The sequence below is a fragment of the Staphylococcus sp. HMSC13A10 genome, from assembly GCF_001808005.1.
Taxonomy (GTDB): Bacteria; Bacillota; Bacilli; order Staphylococcales; family Staphylococcaceae; genus Staphylococcus; species Staphylococcus pasteuri.
Map to the genome: position 1 here is coordinate 1 of NZ_KV791877.1, position 16,442 is coordinate 16,442.

Genomic DNA, 16,442 nt, shown 5'->3' on the forward strand with positions numbered 1-16,442 from the left:
CCCTATCATCAATACTTATAAATAATGAGTTGGTTGTTCGTCAAAATAGACGGAATTTCGGGATTTCCTTGTCATAACAACGTTTGTAGCGGTTTTTCATATGGAATTTTCTCTTATTCCTATCGAGATTCGTAATAAATGACAAATCAAATATATATTATCTCAATGATGTATATGAATTACATCACTATCACACTATTTAGGAGGCAATGATATGAAAACAACAACTCAAGAACTCAAACAATATATATATCTTCTATTCCAACTATCTAACAACGAAACATGGGAATGTGAAGCACTTGAGGAAGCAGCAGAAAATATACTTCCTACTCGCTTTGTAGACCATACCCCACTTGCTCATCTTACACTTGAAACTTATACTTACTATAACAATGAACTACATGAGCTAAGTATCTATCCATTTCTTATGTACGTCAATAACCAACTCATCAGCATTGGTTATTTGGATTATTTTGATATGGACTTTCTCTACCTCACTGATATTAAAAATACGATTATCGATGAACGTCATCTACTAAAAGAAGGAGGGAATCGCCATGAATAATTGGATCAAAGTGGCACAAATATCTGTTACGATTATTAGTCAAGCAATTATCATCATGAAAGAAATTCAAGATGAGGTAAAATAATATGAAAATCAATCGATATATCACAAGAGGCATTAGTGAACAACTATATCTAGCGCTTCAAATATTACTTTGGAATATGGTGAAAGAAAGAGATAATCACCCCCCATACAGATTACCTACACATTTTTAGACTACAAGAAGATAAGAATATATTGTCAATCACACATGAACAAGAACAACCCGCGTACAAATTGAAATATCACTATACAAACTATGTAAAAAATCAAAATGCACTACCTAAGAAAGTCTACGTCATCCGAGAAGATGATGTAGACGCTTTTTATTATGTGATGCTTTTGCCAGAAGAATATTAAAAGGAGTAACGATATATGAATACAATTAAAAGTACAATATACACAGAAGCGATATTTAGCGGAGATAAACAACACCGCTACTTACTCAAGAAAACATGGGATGAAGAGAAACCCGCTTGTACAGTGATAACGATGTACCCTCATTTAGATGGTATGTTATCACTCGATCCTACTACTGTTCTCATTCTTAATCAATTAGCGAATTCTGAACAATATGGCGCTGTATATTTAGTGAATTTATTTTCGAATATTAAAACGCCTGAAAATCTCAAACATATCAAAGAACCATACGATGAGCACACAGATATACACTTAATGAAAGCGATAAGTGAAAGTGACACGGTGATTCTAGCTTATGGCGCCTATGCGAAGCGGCCTGTTGTCGAAATGTGTTGAGCAAGTGATGGAAATGTTGAAGCCTCACAAAAAGAAAGTTAAAAAACTCGTTAATCCAGCAACAAATGAAATCATGCATTCACTAAACCCTAAAGCACGTCAAAAATGGACATTAAAATAAAAAGGAGGGTTATCTATGAACCGTGAAACTACACAATCAGACTGGTGAACGGTTGCTAATTGTTTAGCGTCACAAAATTATATATCAATAGTAAAAGGGCTAGTACATCACTTCACAGCAATTGAAGATGAAGAAATATTGGGGAAAATCTATGAAGATTTTATGAATGACGATTGTATTACAACGGTACTTAATAATGATTTACAGACAATTATTAACCATTATCTATCAAAATGAAAACTATATTCTAATAAAACTAGAGCATCCTTCACTTTGCAGTGAGGGATGCTTTAGTTTATCCATTATTTCTCATTTTATTATTTTTTAATGCATTTTTATTACCAATAAATCTTACCAAATTATAATCCAACCTTAATTTAAAATTTTTATTGCTATAATTATAGCATAAAAGATAACTACTAAAACTGAAAAACCGCATCACTTATGATATGCTTCTGCGTATCGGTTAATGATGTGGTTTTTAATTATATAAATTCAATTAATAACGTAATGAACAGTTTTTTGATAAATGTTATTCTTCTAAAATTCTTTTTAATTTACACACTTAAAAATATCCTCCTTAACAATAATAAGTTATTTAAATTATTGATTAAGGGGGATATTTTTATATCTATTTATTTCTCAATCTAGAACTAGATTTTTATCGTGCTTTCAGTTCATTTACTGTCATCCATTTATGATTTTTAATGATTTTACCATTATCTTTGGATTTGTAATCAACTACGTAAACAGTAGTCTTTTTCACGTTATCTATATTGGCTGTAGCACCTTTCATATCAGACATATGACTTGTTTCTAATTTAACAGTATCGCCCTTACTAAATCCATCTTTAGGTGCATCTTTGATCTCTTCGTTTACGACCCTTTTATGATTGTTTACTTTTTCATTTCCATTTGTGGGTTTATAACTTACAACATAGGCATATGTTTTATACGCACCTTTTACAGTAGCTTCTGCACCTTTCATACCTGGCATATGTCCTGCTGTAATCGTTACTTTATCTCCTACTTTAAATTCACCCTCATTAGTCGATTTCATATCTTCAGGAACTTTACTTTCATCATTATGCTTCATATGGCTCTCACTTTTTTGGTCATTAGTGTCTTTATCTTTTTTCATCATATTAAAATTTCCCTATTGATTAGTTTGTTACTTTTACTTGACCCATCATTCCATTATCTTCATGCTCAAGTATATGACAGTGAAACATGTATGTTCCAGTATTTTTAAATACAACCTCTATTTTAGCTTTTTGTCCAGGTTCCAAAGATATAACATCCTTTTTACCCCTCATATCTTTTGGAGGTTTCTCCCCATCCACAGATAAAACTTTAAATTGCGTTCCATGGATGTGGAAAGGATGTTTCATACTACCCATTTTATCTTTGACGTTTTCAATTTCCCATACTTCTTTCTGGTTTAACTTTTGTGTAAAATCTATTCTGTTAGGATCGAATTTATTACCATTAATGGTAACATTATCATTCATACCTTCTAATTTTATTTTCTTACCTACTTTTGGTGTATTACTTTTGTTAGAACTTTTCTCTTTGTTACTAATCGGTAAAATTACAGTTTTATCATTATCAACCAGACTGATTTTCTCGCCTTTCATTTTAGATAAATCTATTACTATTTCTTTTCTTTCTGAAGGAGCTAAATTAATTTCTTTTAATTTTTTAGCGTTTTTTAATTGACCGCCATCTGAAGCAATATACTCAAAACTTTGATTATTACTTAGCTTAAGATTTAAATCTCGAGCATTAGAACCATTTAAAAGTCTCAAACGTATTTTCTCTTCTTTTGCTGTAAGTTTGGGGTTTACTATTCCGTTCACAAGAACAGTATCACCTTGAGTGCCATCTTCGTCTTTCGTTTTTGAATAATTTAATTTTTTAGATACAAATGTTTTATCTTGGATTATTATAGGCAAATCATTTTTTCCATAATTACTAGGATAATTATTCTTTTTACTATCTTCTATATATAATAATCCTGATAAGCCATTATAAACTTGTTTAGCTGTATTTGGAGAGGGGTGGGGGTGATACCATAACGTAGCAGAATCTTGATTAACCTCAAATTTTATAGTTTTTTCTTTTCCTGGTTTTATAACCTGAGAAGGCCCTCCATCCACTTTTCCATTTACTTCTAATCCATGCCAATGAAATGTTGTATTTTCATCTAAGTTATTTATTAACTTAATTTTAACTTTATCTCCTTTTTTTAATTTTAAAGTTGGTCCAAGTAAATTTCCATTGTAGCCTAGAGTATTAGAAAAATTATTTTTGTAAAACTCTGTCTTTCCTTCCTGAGCTTTTAATGTATAATTTTTATAACCATTGTTATCTTTTTTTGACTCTGCAACTTTAGGGAATATTATTTCACTTTTTCCTTGTGAAGAATTTAATTTCTTTCTTTCGTCATGATGTTTCATATTTGTCATATCCATTGTATTTTTCTTATCTTCTTTCATATTCATCATATCATTCTTACTTTCTGCGAAAGTATCATTAGACGCAATAATTGTTATGGAAAAAATTATAATTAAAATTGCAAAAACTTTATTATACATAAGGTTTACCTCTTTTATTTTAATTTTAATGTAAAAGCATTAATCGCTACTATAACTGTACTTAAAGACATTAATATTGCTCCTACAGCTGGTGATAAAATCAAGCCGATAAATGCTAAAATACCAGCTGCTAAAGGTACAGCAACAATATTATAACCTGCACCCCACCATAAGTTTTGCACCATTTTTCTCATAGTATTATTTGAAAGGGTCAAGAAATGAATAATATCTGATGGATTACTTTTAACAAGTATGATATCACCTGAATCCACTGCAACATCTGTGCCTGCACCAATTGCTATACCAATATCGGCTCTTATAAGACTCGGCGCATCGTTGATACCGTCTCCGACCATCATGACTTTATTACCGTCACTTTGATAATCTTTTATAATGCTTTCCTTATCTTCTGGCATGAGTTGTGCGTGGACATCACTAATACCTATTTCTTTTGCGACAGCGTGTGCCACTTCATTATTATCACCTGTAAGCATGACTGGTGTAATATTTCTTGATAGTAAATCAGCTACCATTTGTTTTGAGCTTTCTTTAATTTGATCTCCTTGAGCAATCATGCCAATGACTTGTTGATCCTCAATTAAATAACTGATTGAATTACCTTGTTTAGCTAATTTAGTAAACAAGTCATTGTCATAATTAAGTTTATGTTTATCAAGATAAGAGACATTTGTTATTTTATATGTTTTATTATCAATTAGACCTTCTAATCCGACACCTGGAATATTATTAACGTCTTGTGGGTTAGTAAATGAAACATTTTTACTTTTCGCAAAATCAACAATACTTATAGCTAATGGGTGATTAGATTGACTTTCTAATGAGGCGAAAAGGCTTAATATTGTATCATTACTCAAATCATTTTTAAAGCTCTCATAATGATTCACAGAAAAGTTACCCTCAGTTAAAGTACCAGTTTTATCCATCATTACATAATCGATATGTTGAGCTATTTCTACAGACTCTCTATTTTTAATAATTAAACCGTTATGTGCACCAATTGAAGTAGAACGTGCAGTGACTAAAGGTATTGCCAAGCCTAAAGCATGTGGACAAGCAATGACTAACACAGTTATAAGACGTTCTAATGCAAAATCAACATCATTTTGAATGAGCATCCAGACAATAAAAGAAATCACGCCAACACTTACAGCAAAGTAGAATAAATAACCCGCTACTTTATCAGATAACAATTCAGCACTAGATTTATCATTTTGTGCTTGATTAACAAGTCCCATAACTTGAGAAAGATATCCATCTTCTCCCACAGCTGTAACCTTGACTTGTATTGTTCCAGACCCATTAATAGAACCCCCGATGACGTTGTCATTTTGATTTTTTTGTACTTTTTTAGATTCTCCAGTGACTAGGGATTCATCTATAGATGTTTGTCCTTGAACGATAATACCATCTGTTGGAATACTTTCTCCGGCTTTTACTTCGACGATATCATCAGTCATGATGTCTGATATTTTAACTTCTTCACGTTGGCCATTATCCATAACTTTAATAGCACTATTAGGTAACAGTTCTGCCATTTTCTTTAAAGCATCTCCAGCATTTCCGACAGCATTCATTTCTATCCAATGTCCTAATAGCATAATTAAAATTAAGGTTGCTAATTCCCAAAAAAAGTCCATTGTATGACCAGTTGCACTACTAAAGTTATTCATATAAAAAGCATACAAGCTATAAATATAAGCTACTGAAATACCTAGGGCAACTAAGGTCATCATGCCTGGTTTTTTTGTAGCAATTTCATCTTTACCACCAGACAAGAACGGTTTACCACCATAAAAGAATAAAATTGTACTTAATATTAACACTACCCATTCAGAACCTGGAAATGTGAATTGAAAAGGTAAGTTAACACCCATCATTGGCGATAAAAGAATGATAGGTATTGCAAAAATTAATGAAACAAAAAACTTAGCTTTAAAATTTCCATGATGATGTGCATGGCCACTATGATGATGATGTGAGGCATGGTTATCATGATGCATTTGATTAGAATGATTCATGTGATTTTGATGATTATGCGCTTCACCATTATTATTCAAATTAACCCCTCCTAATGAAAATGTTATAGTAAAGTTACTTATACTATAACATATACCCCAATGGGGTATAAATAATTTCGATTTATCTCCATTTATGGATTTATTTATATCATTCTGAAAATGATGTCTATACGTCCTACATTAGACCTTGTCATCGATGTTTAAAATAAGGTTTTAATTAAAAAATCTCATCTGAATTATCGCATGACAATACACTCTGACCAAGGTTAGCATTATCAACACAAGTCATATATTAATATGCTTAAAGAAAATAACGTATTTCAAAGTAGGTCTAGAAAAGCAAATTGTCTAGATCATTATTTAAAGAAGCCAGTAAATGAATTCATAATAAACTCATTTACTGGCTATTCTTCTAGTATTTATATTCAGTCTTTTCAAACTATATTAATCATTTTTTAATTCTTAAATTCTACGCCACAATAGCTGCATTTTATTAAAGATACTATATATTCAATCAATTTCAGAGTGAGTTATATACAACCTCATTTATAATATGAGTCTGCTTATCAGTGATTTTGCTAAAAATTTTATATCGCTTAAAAAATAGGCAAGTTAGTATTTAAATAACTCGCCTATATATTTTCAGAAATATCATTTAATTCAAAAATTATGTTATTTAAATTCTAAACTAATATTAAATGATAGGTTTCTGTTTACAATAGATTTATCAGCACCTTGTTTGGTTCCTCTATTTTTATGGGATGTTTTATATTCCTGAGACTCTTGCCAATGTTTGTAAGCTGCTTCGTCTTGCCAAAACGTAATGATAACATGATGTTCATGTGTACTATGTGGCTTTAGAAATAATAGATTTTCAAACCCTTCAGTATTCTCTAGATGTTTATCTCTATTTAAGAACACACGCTCGAAGTCTGCCTCTAAACCAGGATTAGCATATAAATGGTTTAAAACTGCATAACCATATTGTGGCAAATCATTAATTTGTTCTAATATAGTATAGTGGTATGTCACATTAAATCTATTAATAGTTACCTCATTATTATTTTTGTCTAAATAAATACGATGTATTTCATTTTTTAACAAATGAATCACTCCTTTTTATTGGATGACATGTCAAAATTGCTTAAATTTATCCATAACATAATCTCTACTATTTTTATGATTCACGATAGTCTGTGGATAATCTTTTCCAATTTCAATATGATGAACTACATCGTTACTAAAGTAACGAGTTTCTAGGAACACTCATGACTTGATTTACTTATTTCAAAGTAAATCAGTGGTCTAAGCTATTTGACTAAGGCTTGTCCCAAGCCTACATTTCTTATATTTTTCGCTGCGTTAATATCTCTATCATGTAAAGTATGACATGATGAGCAACGCCAATGGCGTATATCTAATGTTTTTTTGCCACTATCATGACCACAATTAGAACAGAATTGTGAGGTTTTATATGGATTGACACAATGTAACTGTTTGCCGTATCGTTCACATTTATATTTTAATATTATTTTAAATTGATGCCATGATTGTGAGGCAATAATACGTGCTAAGTGATGATTTTTTAACAGATTAGATGTTTTCAAATCTTCAATGACAATCACATCATAGTTTTTGACTAAATCTGTCGTGATTTTATGAATATAGTCTTTACGCGTATGAGCTATTTTTTCATGAATACGAGCGACTTGTTGACGTGCTTTCTGATAATTTTTTGATTCTGACAATGACTTATCTTCAGCTTTGGCACGTAATCGACGCCTTGCCATTCTTTTTTCCCAAACATGTAACTGTTTTTGGTATTTTAAATGCAACCTTTGAGAACGATATTTATGACCGTCAGATGTAATAGCAAAATCAGAAACGCCTAAATCTATACCTACAGTTTGATGTGTTTTAGGTAAAGTTTGATTTTCACTTGTAACTAAAACAGACATCATATACTTACCACTTGGTTTTTGTTTAATAGTAACTGATTTGATACGTTCATTTTCAATATGAGGTACACTCATTCTACACTTAACCCAACCTAATTTAGGAAGTTTAACATAACGTTGATTGCCATTAAAACGTATATTCTCCCCTCTTATTGTACTTAAATAAGACTGTACCGTTTGTTTTCTTGATTTAAATTTAGGATAGCAACAAACCCCTTTAAAGAAACGGTCAAATGTATCAGATAATGTTTTAACAGAACATTGAATAGCGACACTGTCTACATCTTTTAACCAAGGATATTCCCGTTTTAACTGAGGGATTAATGAAGATAGTTTTGAATAAGATAGCATTTTAAGGTTAGCGTTATTTTGATATCGTTCTTTTAACATACCTAACATTTGATTCCAAATGAATCGTGTATGACCAAAAGTCATTTGTATAAGTTCAGCTTGTTTTTGATTTGGATATAGTTTACATTCGATTCCTTTATACATATGTGTCACCTCCTTTTACACTTATATGATAACAAACATATGACTTTGTTTAAACCAATATTAAATACTATAATTAAGGTTTATAGGAGGTTTCATATGATTGTTAAAACAAGAACGAATGTGTATGATTTTAATTTTCATCTTGTATGGGTGACTAAGTATCGTGCTTCAATTTTTGATACAGATTTAAAGCGTAATGAGATGAAACGTATACTTGAAAATATATCTCATCGTTACGATATCACTATTCAAGAAATCGAAGTGATGTCAGACCATATTCACATGTTACTAAGTTTCAATCCCAAACATGCCCCAAGTTCTATTGTTAAGACGCTCAAAGGACGTTCTGCGAGAGAATGGTTTCAACTATTTCCCGAGACGAAAAAACAACTATGGAATGGGCATTTATGGTCACCCAGTTTTTTCATGTCGACACTTGGTAATATGTCTAAAGATGTTGTAGAACAATACATTCAAAATCAATTGACAGAGTACAATGTAGGTCGCCCAAGACAATGATTCATCTCGGTACTCAAGTACCGAGTTTTCTCATTTGGCGACCTCTAATAAAATACAATTTATTTATCTCATTTTGATGCTTCACTATATATTGAAAAAGTGGATTATCTTTCGTTCTAAAAACTCTGTTAAGTATGACTCCTAAATGGATTTTATTGCTTCCCAGTTTTTTTCATACAAATTCACTTTATAATTGTCCTTTAACTTAAGATTGTGTTTTCAATCATATACCCGTTTTAACTTTTGTATAATTCACTTAAAAATAAAATAAATTTTAATACCTTACATATTATAGGCAACTTCAGTGTATATTATTATCAGAGGTGATTAAATTATGAATAACGAACAATTACAAAATGAAATTGAAAATATATTAAATACATCAAAAATAGGTGTCCTATCTACTGCACATAACAATACACCTAATAGTAGATACATGATATTTTATAATGATGGACACACACTTTATACTAAGACAAGCATTGAGTCTAAAAAAATTGATGAATTGAAAGATAATCCCAAAGCTCATGTACTTATAGGTTACGATGAAACGAATAATCGTAGTTTTCTAGAAATTGATGCTAATGTTGAAATACTGAAAGATCAAGAGACTATTGATTGGATTTGGAACAAACAAGATAAGTCCTTTTTTGACTCTAAGGATGATCCAAACTTGTGTGTAATTAAAGTAATACCAAAATCCATAAAAATTATGAACGATAAAAAATTAGACACACCACAAACCATTACGTTCGATTAGTTAAAAAGGCGAGCCTGGGACATAAATAGATGTCTCAGGCTCGTTTTCAATTTGGCAGTAGGTGACTGAATTGAAAATGCGATTATATCAAGCTTTTTTCAATCCTAGTCACCCTTGCCGGAGTGGGACTACGAAATCTATATTAGAAAATTTGATTTCTGTCCCACCCCCGCTTTTTATATACCATTATTAATATCTTCTAACATAGCATCAACTGTAATTTTAGCACTCGTCAGTACAATTGGCACTCCTGCCCCTGGATGAACACTAGCTCCAGCAAAATACAAATTTTTGTAATCTCTGCTCACATTAGGCGGTCTGTAATAGTTACTTTGCGCTAAAGTAGGCATTAAACCAAAGGCTGCTCCAAATTTAGCATTATAATCTCCTTCAAAATCCTTAGGTGTATAAATAATTTCTGTCACAACTTGCTTTTTCAAATCTTCTAACGCTTTAATCGTAGAAAGCTTATTGTAAATAATATCTTTCACTTGTGTGATTGTTGACTCATCAGACCAATCCGTATCACCTGTTTTCAATTCTGAAACGGGCATCAGCACATAAATACCTGTTTGACCTTCTGGCGCTAACGACTGATCTTCCACACTAGGAGCGTATACATATATTGATGGATCTTGGGATATTTCGCCAGAAAATATTTCATTGATATTATTATCAAAATCCTTTGAAAATATAACATTATGTAACAAGATATCTTCAGATAAATCTTTATCAACCCCTATGTACATTAAAAAGGCTGAGCAAGAATAGTCCATATTATCAATTTTCTGTGTCGTATACTTCTTAGGATGATGTTCATTTTTAATTAAAGATGAAGTAGCATATGGGAAATCAGCAGTACAAATTATTTTGTCATACTTTTCTATATGTCCGTTTACTTTTAGTCCCTCCGCACACTTATACCTACCATCAATGATAATTTCTTCAACGTTTGCGTTGGTATAAATTTGAGTATCTAATTCTTCATTTAGCGTTTGAAGTGCTCTGACAAAGCTATACATACCACCTTTTATAAAGTGAACACCAAACATTAACTCTATCATGGGTATAATTGAATACAATGACGGGCTTCGTTTAGGGTCGATACCTATATATAATGTTTGAAACGCTAAAATCTTTTGGATTTTTTCATTATCAACATATTTTTCAATTAAATTATCTGCTTTATCAAATGTTTTGAGTTTCATACCTTGATATATAGTAAAAGGATTATAAAAATCTGTAGGTTTCCTAAACGTACGTTCTAGAAAATATTTTCGTGCTATTTCGTATCTTTCGTATATATCTGTTAAAAAGGACATAAAACCATGTGTAGAGTTAGATTCAATACTTTCAAGCATATCTCTTAATTGAGCAAGATCTGTAGGAACGCGAATTTGATCTGTTTCACTAAAATAAACATCATATATATGTGATAATTGTTTAATTTCCAAGTAATCATTCATATTTTTTTGAGCATAATTAAAAACGTCTCTATAAATCTCAGGCATCATTACGATGGTTGGTCCCATATCAAATGTAAATCCATCTTGCTTGATCTGATTCATCCTGCCACCTATTTGTTGGTTCTTTTCATATAAATCTACTTGGTGACCGTTTGCTGCTAATCTTGAAGCTGCAGCTAAACCTGAAACACCGCCGCCTATAACTGCAATCTTCATAATGTTTCACTCCTATTATATTTCGCACTAAGTTCACGATAAATTTTCATTTTTTTCAATTTGCTTACATATACTTTCTTATGCAACGTATAGTTTGCCTTCCTTACTTCCACAAGTATTTCATGATAAGCTATCGCAGCTAATTCGATAATGTAACGTACCTCTTCGTCAAAATAATTAATACCGTTTAATGCAATATCATATAACCTAACTGCCTCTGTAGCGTAACTTTCCCACAGTTCTATATAATTTGGCGTAACTCCTTCATAATATATAGAATGTAGATTAACTCGATATTGAGCTAATTTTTCAACACTTAGATAAATTCTTCCATTTTGAAAATCTTCGCCGACATCTCTTAAAATATTAGTTATTTGCATTGCCTTGCCTAAAGCAATCGCAGCTTCTTCAGCTTGCTCGAAATTATTTTCATTTGATGAAGTTAATATAGGAGTTAACAATTCACCGACAGTACCTGCCACACCATAGCAATACTCATATAAATCTGAATCAGTTTTCATTTCTTTTAAAACTAAATCTTCCTTCACATATTGAATTAAAGATTCAAAAGGTTTTTTAGGTATTGAATATGTATTCAATGTATTACTTAAAGCATTCATAATAGCTGCATCACTTTGATAGGCTTGAATATAATCACAATCGCTATAAATCACATCTAAATCTCTAGCTATGCCGTTTAATTGCTCAAGGTCTTTGTATTTATCAATACTGTCATCTATAATTCTGCAAACTGCATAAATAGCCCAAATTGCTTTTTTCCTTTTTAAATCCAAAAAATCAAAGGCATATGAGAACGTTTTTGAATGTTCTTTCATTATATTGTGACAATAGTTATAATCTCTCTCTAATTGATTCCTTTATTGGCCTCCTCAGTAAACCTAGAACTTCTTGACATTTGTATAAAAAACTAACCTATAAATCTATTCTACGGCCTTTCCAATATATACGTTTGAATACATTGATATCTAACCATGATTTAAAAAATATCACGACAAAGCATATGAAGAGCAGTGGATGACATAAACTCGCAACGATATTAAAATTTCCTGTTCTTCGGATAAATATATGAAATTGTATCGCATATATAAAATATAGAGTAATAGCTAATAATATATATAACGAGCCTAAATTAATTGAAAAAATTATCGCTAAAACTGTTGTAAGTGAACCAAATAGCCATAAAAATACAAACGTAAGCGTAGACTTTTTAGTTACTTGAGAGCCAAGTGCAAAATGTTTACTCCAACCCTCTAATAGCGCTTTATATCCTTGAGCATACATTCTAAAATTCACTACACCTTGGCCTTCATGCAAACTAACTGGCAAACCTTGCTGATTATATGCTTTACTTATTGCAAAGACTTCAATGATTTGATTTTTAGCTTTCAAATGTCCTTGTGTCAATTTATAATCTTGCTTATTTGTCACAAGGACTGGTCCAAACGCGCCTTGCTCATTATTTGCTGATTTCGTGATCGAAAATTGATTCATACCTACGATTGTCATTAAATTAAAAATCGCCGATATATTTTCATATAGCTTTTTTATCTTGTGATAAGGTTGTATTGACAACAAACCTTTAACCACCTTGTAAATCATATTGATTGGCTATATTTTGAATACTATCATCACAAGCAAACTGAACATCAGCATCAACAAACATTAATAAATCATGCGTTGCATATTTGCTACCTTGCCAACAAGCATGTGACTTACCTTGCCATGTAGTATCATTTTCAACAGTATATACGCTCGCACCATAATATCTAGCGACAACTTGTGTCTCATCAGTTGAACCATCATCCATAACAATTACTTCTATTTCTTGCTCTTTACTTATACTGTTAAGTAATTTAGGTAAGTTCTCCGCTTCATTTCTAGCAGGTACAATAACACTGACGGCTGTCTGACCTCTTCCTTTTCCGGAGTTATTTATAATCGCTCGACGCGCATACATACACATTCCACTTATTAGTGATAGTATCGTCAATACTATTGCTATTATATAAAGTATCATTCAGCCTCAACTACTTTCTCCATTAATAATAGCTTCTGCTACTTGCATACCACTCAAAGTAACCATAGGCATACCAGCACCAGGATTTACAGAACCACCTACAAAGTACAAATTTTTGAAGTACTGACTTTTTTTAGGAAACTTGAAACCTTTATTTTTCTTCTTATTAGAAACTACGCCATATATAGCTCCTTTATTAGAATTATAGTTATTTTCAATGTCATGTGGCGTCCATATATCTTCATATACAATGTGCCTTCTCAAATCTTTTAAGCCCATAGACTCTAATTTATTCAATATACGTTCTCGGAATTGCAGATATTCTGCTTCACTAAATGACTTATTCTGAATGTATGGTATGTGTGGCAATATTTTTATATTCTCGTGTCCTTCTGGCGCCTGTGTCTTATCTGTTTTATTTGTATTCACTACATAAATAGTCGGATCTTCAGGCAAAACATACTGGTGAAAAACTTGATCATAATTAACTTTAGGATTACTTGAAAAGAAAAAGTTATGATGTTGAAGCTCTGGATAACTTTTGTCCACACCAAGATGCATGACATAACCTGAACTAGCTGGCTCAAATTTACGTTCCAATTTGTTTATTTGCTTTGCATCAAAATTCAATAAATATTTATAAACAGGGATTACTTCCATATTAGATATAATATAATCTGCATATATTTCCTCATTACTTTTTATTGTTATCCCTGTCACCTTATTTTGACTATTATAATTGATACGTTTTACGGGGGTGTTAAAATGTATGCCCACACCTAATTTTCTCGCTAATTGTTCCATCGCTTCCGCTAACTTATGAATGCCACCATCTACGTACCACAAACCTTCCTCATGTTGCATTTGAGGTAATAAACTCAATACAGCCGGAGCATCATAAGAGGAGGAACCTACATATTTTATGAAATAACCTAGCATTTCTCTTAAATATGGGTTATCCACCCTTTTATTAATGGCTTGTTGCATTGTATGAAAATAATCAAATTGCTTTAAAGCTGAAAACGGACCATGATAACGAATAATTGCAAACATCGTATCTAATCCCTTACCAAAGTAGCTTTTTTCAGCAACTTGATGTATCTTTTGTGCGTAACTAAAAAACGAAGAAAGTTGCTCTATATCTTTATTTGTTAACGATTCATTATTTGTTAACATATCTTCCATGGATTCATATAAATCTAAAATTTGGCCATCTGGATAAACGTTTCTAATCTGTAAACTTAACTTACGAATGCTAACATAATCTTCTAGCCTTTCATCACATCGTTGAAATAAGCGTTGAAATACTTTAGGCATGGTTAAAATTGATGGACCGAGATCAAATCCATAGTCATCTATGTCTAACCTATTTACCTTTCCACCGATATGCTTATTTTGTTCATATAAATCCACTTGATAGCCTGCTTGAGCCATACAAATTGCGCTAGCAATCCCTCCCAAGCCACCTCCTATGACAACCACTTTCTTATTTCCCATTTAATCACCTTTTCTTTTTTGTAATTTATTATAAATACGTATTAACTTAGGGCGATTATAGCGCTGAACAATCATACAAGGCACATTAGCTATAATGACATATATAAAATTAATTATTTTAACACTTTTTGACGCTTTAAAAAACGCAATAACAGGAAATATGGATAGCAGATGAACCACCTCTGCACGTCTAGTTTCTAATATAAATCGCTGTATATCATTCATATTTTTAGATAGATCGAAAGTCGCTTTACTACTGATATTAGGGTTAAGATTTTGACCGTCTGGCAAATGATCTTTCCAATATTGCACTTTAACTAATTGTTGCCATAATTGACCCTCTTGTTCAATATTCCAACTTCGAAAATACTTATTATCTTTTTCTAAGAACTTATAACTAATACGAGTACCAAGTTGAGCAATAATCATTTGAACTATAAACCAATATAGCGCAATATATATAATCTTTTTCATCAATTTAATGGTCAGATTTAGCTGTATAGCTTGGGGTATCTTTATTTAAATACCAATTACCAGCTGTTAAATAAGTAGCAAAAGCGCTCCAAAGCATATATGGAACTAGTAAAATGCCAGCAACTTTTTTTACATTGAAAAATTTTACAGTTGTTGTAACTACTGCGCCCAGTAATACAACACTCTCTATCAACGCACTAAAGCGTAATTTATATTTGAAGTATAATATCGACCATAGATAATTCAGGCTTAATTGTGAGTAATAAGCACCTTTCAAAGCCTTACTAGTAGATTTATTAGTCACTAATGCATAAGCTACGCCCATCGTTGTATAAAGTATTGGCCACACAATTGGAAAGACATAGCCGGGTGGTGAAAAAGGTGGTTTAACATTATTTTTATAATCTTTTCTCGCATTTTTCACTGCAAATTTCCCTATAAATTTACCACCTGTAATTGGTGTTATAACTTTTATAATTGTTTTAATTATCTCGTTTGCTTTCATAGTTGATCCCCTCTTTTTTTGTAAAAGGAACTAGCCTTTATTTTAGCCGTTACAATTCGGCATTGGACATGTTATTTTTTCTAGCTAAATACTTTTTCACTCTATATACTTTCAAAACAATTGCACCTGTAATAACAATTGGCAAAATAAACTTCTTCATATTAAAGTATTCTCCTTTATTAGTTTTTTGGCTATTAATCTTGAATTTAAAAAGATTCATTACACTTTTATGTACTTTTGCTTGAGTATACTTATATACCCACCAAGGTAACGTCGGTTCATATTCTTGTAACGCTATGATACATGCGTCACTATTAGGTAATCTTCTAAACTCTAATCTCGCATTACCACCATCTACATCTAAAGCAAAATCCCCACCAACAATTCGATATAAAAT

15 protein-coding genes and 4 pseudogenes are annotated in these 16,442 nt (G+C 31.6%); 6 read left to right on the forward strand and 13 right to left on the reverse strand.

The genetic code is table 11. The annotated features are described in order from the left end of the window. The first annotated feature begins 214 nt into the window (after positions 1 to 214). The 4 genes and pseudogenes from HMPREF3125_RS09190 (at position 215) to HMPREF3125_RS13100 (ending at position 1,718) form a co-directional block, all read left to right on the forward strand. A complete protein-coding gene (locus HMPREF3125_RS09190) occupies positions 215 to 565 on the forward strand; it encodes an SAUGI family uracil-DNA glycosylase inhibitor (protein WP_070453378.1) in 351 nt (116 codons plus the stop codon). A gap of 86 nt (positions 566 to 651) precedes the next feature. After that, positions 652 to 964 (forward strand): annotated as a pseudogene (locus HMPREF3125_RS09195) (DUF960 family protein). 15 nt (positions 965 to 979) lie between these two features. Then, positions 980 to 1,481 (forward strand): annotated as a pseudogene (locus HMPREF3125_RS09200) (DUF1643 domain-containing protein). 15 nt (positions 1,482 to 1,496) lie between these two features. Then, positions 1,497 to 1,718 (forward strand): annotated as a pseudogene (locus tag HMPREF3125_RS13100) (hypothetical protein). Between the two features lie 424 nt (positions 1,719 to 2,142). On the opposite strand, the gene HMPREF3125_RS09205 reads toward HMPREF3125_RS13100, so the two are convergent. The 5 genes from HMPREF3125_RS09205 to HMPREF3125_RS09225 form a co-directional block, all read right to left on the reverse strand. Beyond that, complete coding sequence (locus HMPREF3125_RS09205; protein ID WP_070453381.1) at positions 2,143 to 2,625, reverse strand: YdhK family protein; 483 nt, start codon at positions 2,623 to 2,625, stop codon at positions 2,143 to 2,145. 19 nt (positions 2,626 to 2,644) lie between these two features. Beyond that, a complete protein-coding gene (locus HMPREF3125_RS09210; protein WP_070453384.1) occupies positions 2,645 to 4,078 on the reverse strand; it encodes a multicopper oxidase family protein in 1,434 nt (477 codons plus the stop codon). A 14-nt stretch (positions 4,079 to 4,092) separates the two neighbouring features. Further along, positions 4,093 to 6,156 (reverse strand): heavy metal translocating P-type ATPase, encoded by a 2,064-nt coding sequence (locus HMPREF3125_RS09215; RefSeq protein WP_070453387.1) that lies wholly within the window; start codon positions 6,154 to 6,156, stop codon positions 4,093 to 4,095. Between the two features lie 633 nt (positions 6,157 to 6,789). After that, a complete protein-coding gene (locus HMPREF3125_RS09220) occupies positions 6,790 to 7,221 on the reverse strand; it encodes an antibiotic biosynthesis monooxygenase family protein (RefSeq protein WP_002467540.1) in 432 nt (143 codons plus the stop codon). A 206-nt stretch (positions 7,222 to 7,427) separates the two neighbouring features. Beyond that, complete coding sequence (locus tag HMPREF3125_RS09225) at positions 7,428 to 8,570, reverse strand: RNA-guided endonuclease TnpB family protein (RefSeq protein ID WP_029056273.1); 1,143 nt, start codon at positions 8,568 to 8,570, stop codon at positions 7,428 to 7,430. 72 nt (positions 8,571 to 8,642) lie between these two features. Between HMPREF3125_RS09225 and tnpA the strand changes: the two genes are divergently transcribed. Further along, positions 8,643 to 9,089 carry an IS200/IS605 family transposase gene (tnpA, locus tag HMPREF3125_RS09230; RefSeq protein WP_371106451.1) on the forward strand — a complete coding sequence of 149 codons (447 nt, stop codon included), beginning with the start codon at positions 8,643 to 8,645 and terminating at the stop codon, positions 9,087 to 9,089. A 334-nt stretch (positions 9,090 to 9,423) separates the two neighbouring features. Next, the gene (locus tag HMPREF3125_RS09235; RefSeq protein ID WP_017636312.1) at positions 9,424 to 9,849 is read left to right on the forward strand and encodes a pyridoxamine 5'-phosphate oxidase family protein; all 426 of its coding nucleotides are present in this window, start codon (positions 9,424 to 9,426) and stop codon (positions 9,847 to 9,849) included. A gap of 176 nt (positions 9,850 to 10,025) precedes the next feature. Here HMPREF3125_RS09235 and HMPREF3125_RS09240 read toward each other — a convergent pair whose 3' ends face one another. From HMPREF3125_RS09240 to HMPREF3125_RS09270, 8 genes and pseudogenes are all read right to left on the reverse strand, one after another. Next, positions 10,026 to 11,531, reverse strand: a complete 1,506-nt coding sequence (locus HMPREF3125_RS09240) for a phytoene desaturase family protein (RefSeq protein ID WP_017636313.1) — start codon at positions 11,529 to 11,531, stop codon at positions 10,026 to 10,028. Beyond that, on the reverse strand, positions 11,528 to 12,367 hold the full coding sequence (locus tag HMPREF3125_RS09245) for a phytoene/squalene synthase family protein (protein ID WP_070453393.1): 840 nt from the start codon (positions 12,365 to 12,367) through the stop codon (positions 11,528 to 11,530). Before HMPREF3125_RS09245 ends, HMPREF3125_RS09240 begins: the two co-directional genes overlap by 4 nt. A 97-nt stretch (positions 12,368 to 12,464) precedes the next feature. Then, complete coding sequence (locus HMPREF3125_RS13105) at positions 12,465 to 13,124, reverse strand: hypothetical protein (RefSeq protein WP_256278096.1); 660 nt, start codon at positions 13,122 to 13,124, stop codon at positions 12,465 to 12,467. 7 nt (positions 13,125 to 13,131) lie between these two features. After that, on the reverse strand, positions 13,132 to 13,509 hold the full coding sequence (locus HMPREF3125_RS13110; protein WP_256278097.1) for a glycosyltransferase family 2 protein: 378 nt from the start codon (positions 13,507 to 13,509) through the stop codon (positions 13,132 to 13,134). Positions 13,510 to 13,575: 66 nt separating this feature from the next. Further along, complete coding sequence (locus HMPREF3125_RS09255; RefSeq protein ID WP_029056276.1) at positions 13,576 to 15,066, reverse strand: phytoene desaturase family protein; 1,491 nt, start codon at positions 15,064 to 15,066, stop codon at positions 13,576 to 13,578. After that, positions 15,067 to 15,540, reverse strand: a complete 474-nt coding sequence (locus HMPREF3125_RS09260) for a glycosyl-4,4'-diaponeurosporenoate acyltransferase CrtO family protein (RefSeq protein ID WP_002467534.1) — start codon at positions 15,538 to 15,540, stop codon at positions 15,067 to 15,069. Between the two features lie 4 nt (positions 15,541 to 15,544). Next, on the reverse strand, positions 15,545 to 16,045 hold the full coding sequence (locus HMPREF3125_RS09265) for a TspO/MBR family protein (RefSeq protein ID WP_070453396.1): 501 nt from the start codon (positions 16,043 to 16,045) through the stop codon (positions 15,545 to 15,547). 49 nt (positions 16,046 to 16,094) lie between these two features. Further along, positions 16,095 to 16,442 (reverse strand): annotated as a pseudogene (locus HMPREF3125_RS09270) (NmrA family protein); the annotation flags it as partial.

Excerpts from the sequence above, each read along its gene's own strand:
- HMPREF3125_RS09190 (WP_070453378.1), top strand. The coding sequence starts at position 215 with ATGAAAACAACAACTCAAGAACTCAAACAATATATATATCTTCTATTC.
- HMPREF3125_RS09205 (WP_070453381.1), bottom strand. The coding sequence starts at position 2,625 with ATGATGAAAAAAGATAAAGACACTAATGACCAAAAAAGTGAGAGCCAT.
- HMPREF3125_RS09210 (WP_070453384.1), bottom strand. The coding sequence starts at position 4,078 with ATGTATAATAAAGTTTTTGCAATTTTAATTATAATTTTTTCCATAACA.
- HMPREF3125_RS09225 (WP_029056273.1), bottom strand. The coding sequence starts at position 8,570 with ATGTATAAAGGAATCGAATGTAAACTATATCCAAATCAAAAACAAGCT.
- HMPREF3125_RS09235 (WP_017636312.1), top strand. The coding sequence starts at position 9,424 with ATGAATAACGAACAATTACAAAATGAAATTGAAAATATATTAAATACA.
- HMPREF3125_RS09240 (WP_017636313.1), bottom strand. The coding sequence starts at position 11,531 with ATGAAGATTGCAGTTATAGGCGGCGGTGTTTCAGGTTTAGCTGCAGCT.
- HMPREF3125_RS09245 (WP_070453393.1), bottom strand. The coding sequence starts at position 12,367 with ATGAAAGAACATTCAAAAACGTTCTCATATGCCTTTGATTTTTTGGAT.
- HMPREF3125_RS13110 (WP_256278097.1), bottom strand. The coding sequence starts at position 13,509 with ATGTATGCGCGTCGAGCGATTATAAATAACTCCGGAAAAGGAAGAGGT.
- HMPREF3125_RS09255 (WP_029056276.1), bottom strand. The coding sequence starts at position 15,066 with ATGGGAAATAAGAAAGTGGTTGTCATAGGAGGTGGCTTGGGAGGGATT.
- HMPREF3125_RS09260 (WP_002467534.1), bottom strand. The coding sequence starts at position 15,540 with ATGAAAAAGATTATATATATTGCGCTATATTGGTTTATAGTTCAAATG.
- HMPREF3125_RS09265 (WP_070453396.1), bottom strand. The coding sequence starts at position 16,045 with ATGAAAGCAAACGAGATAATTAAAACAATTATAAAAGTTATAACACCA.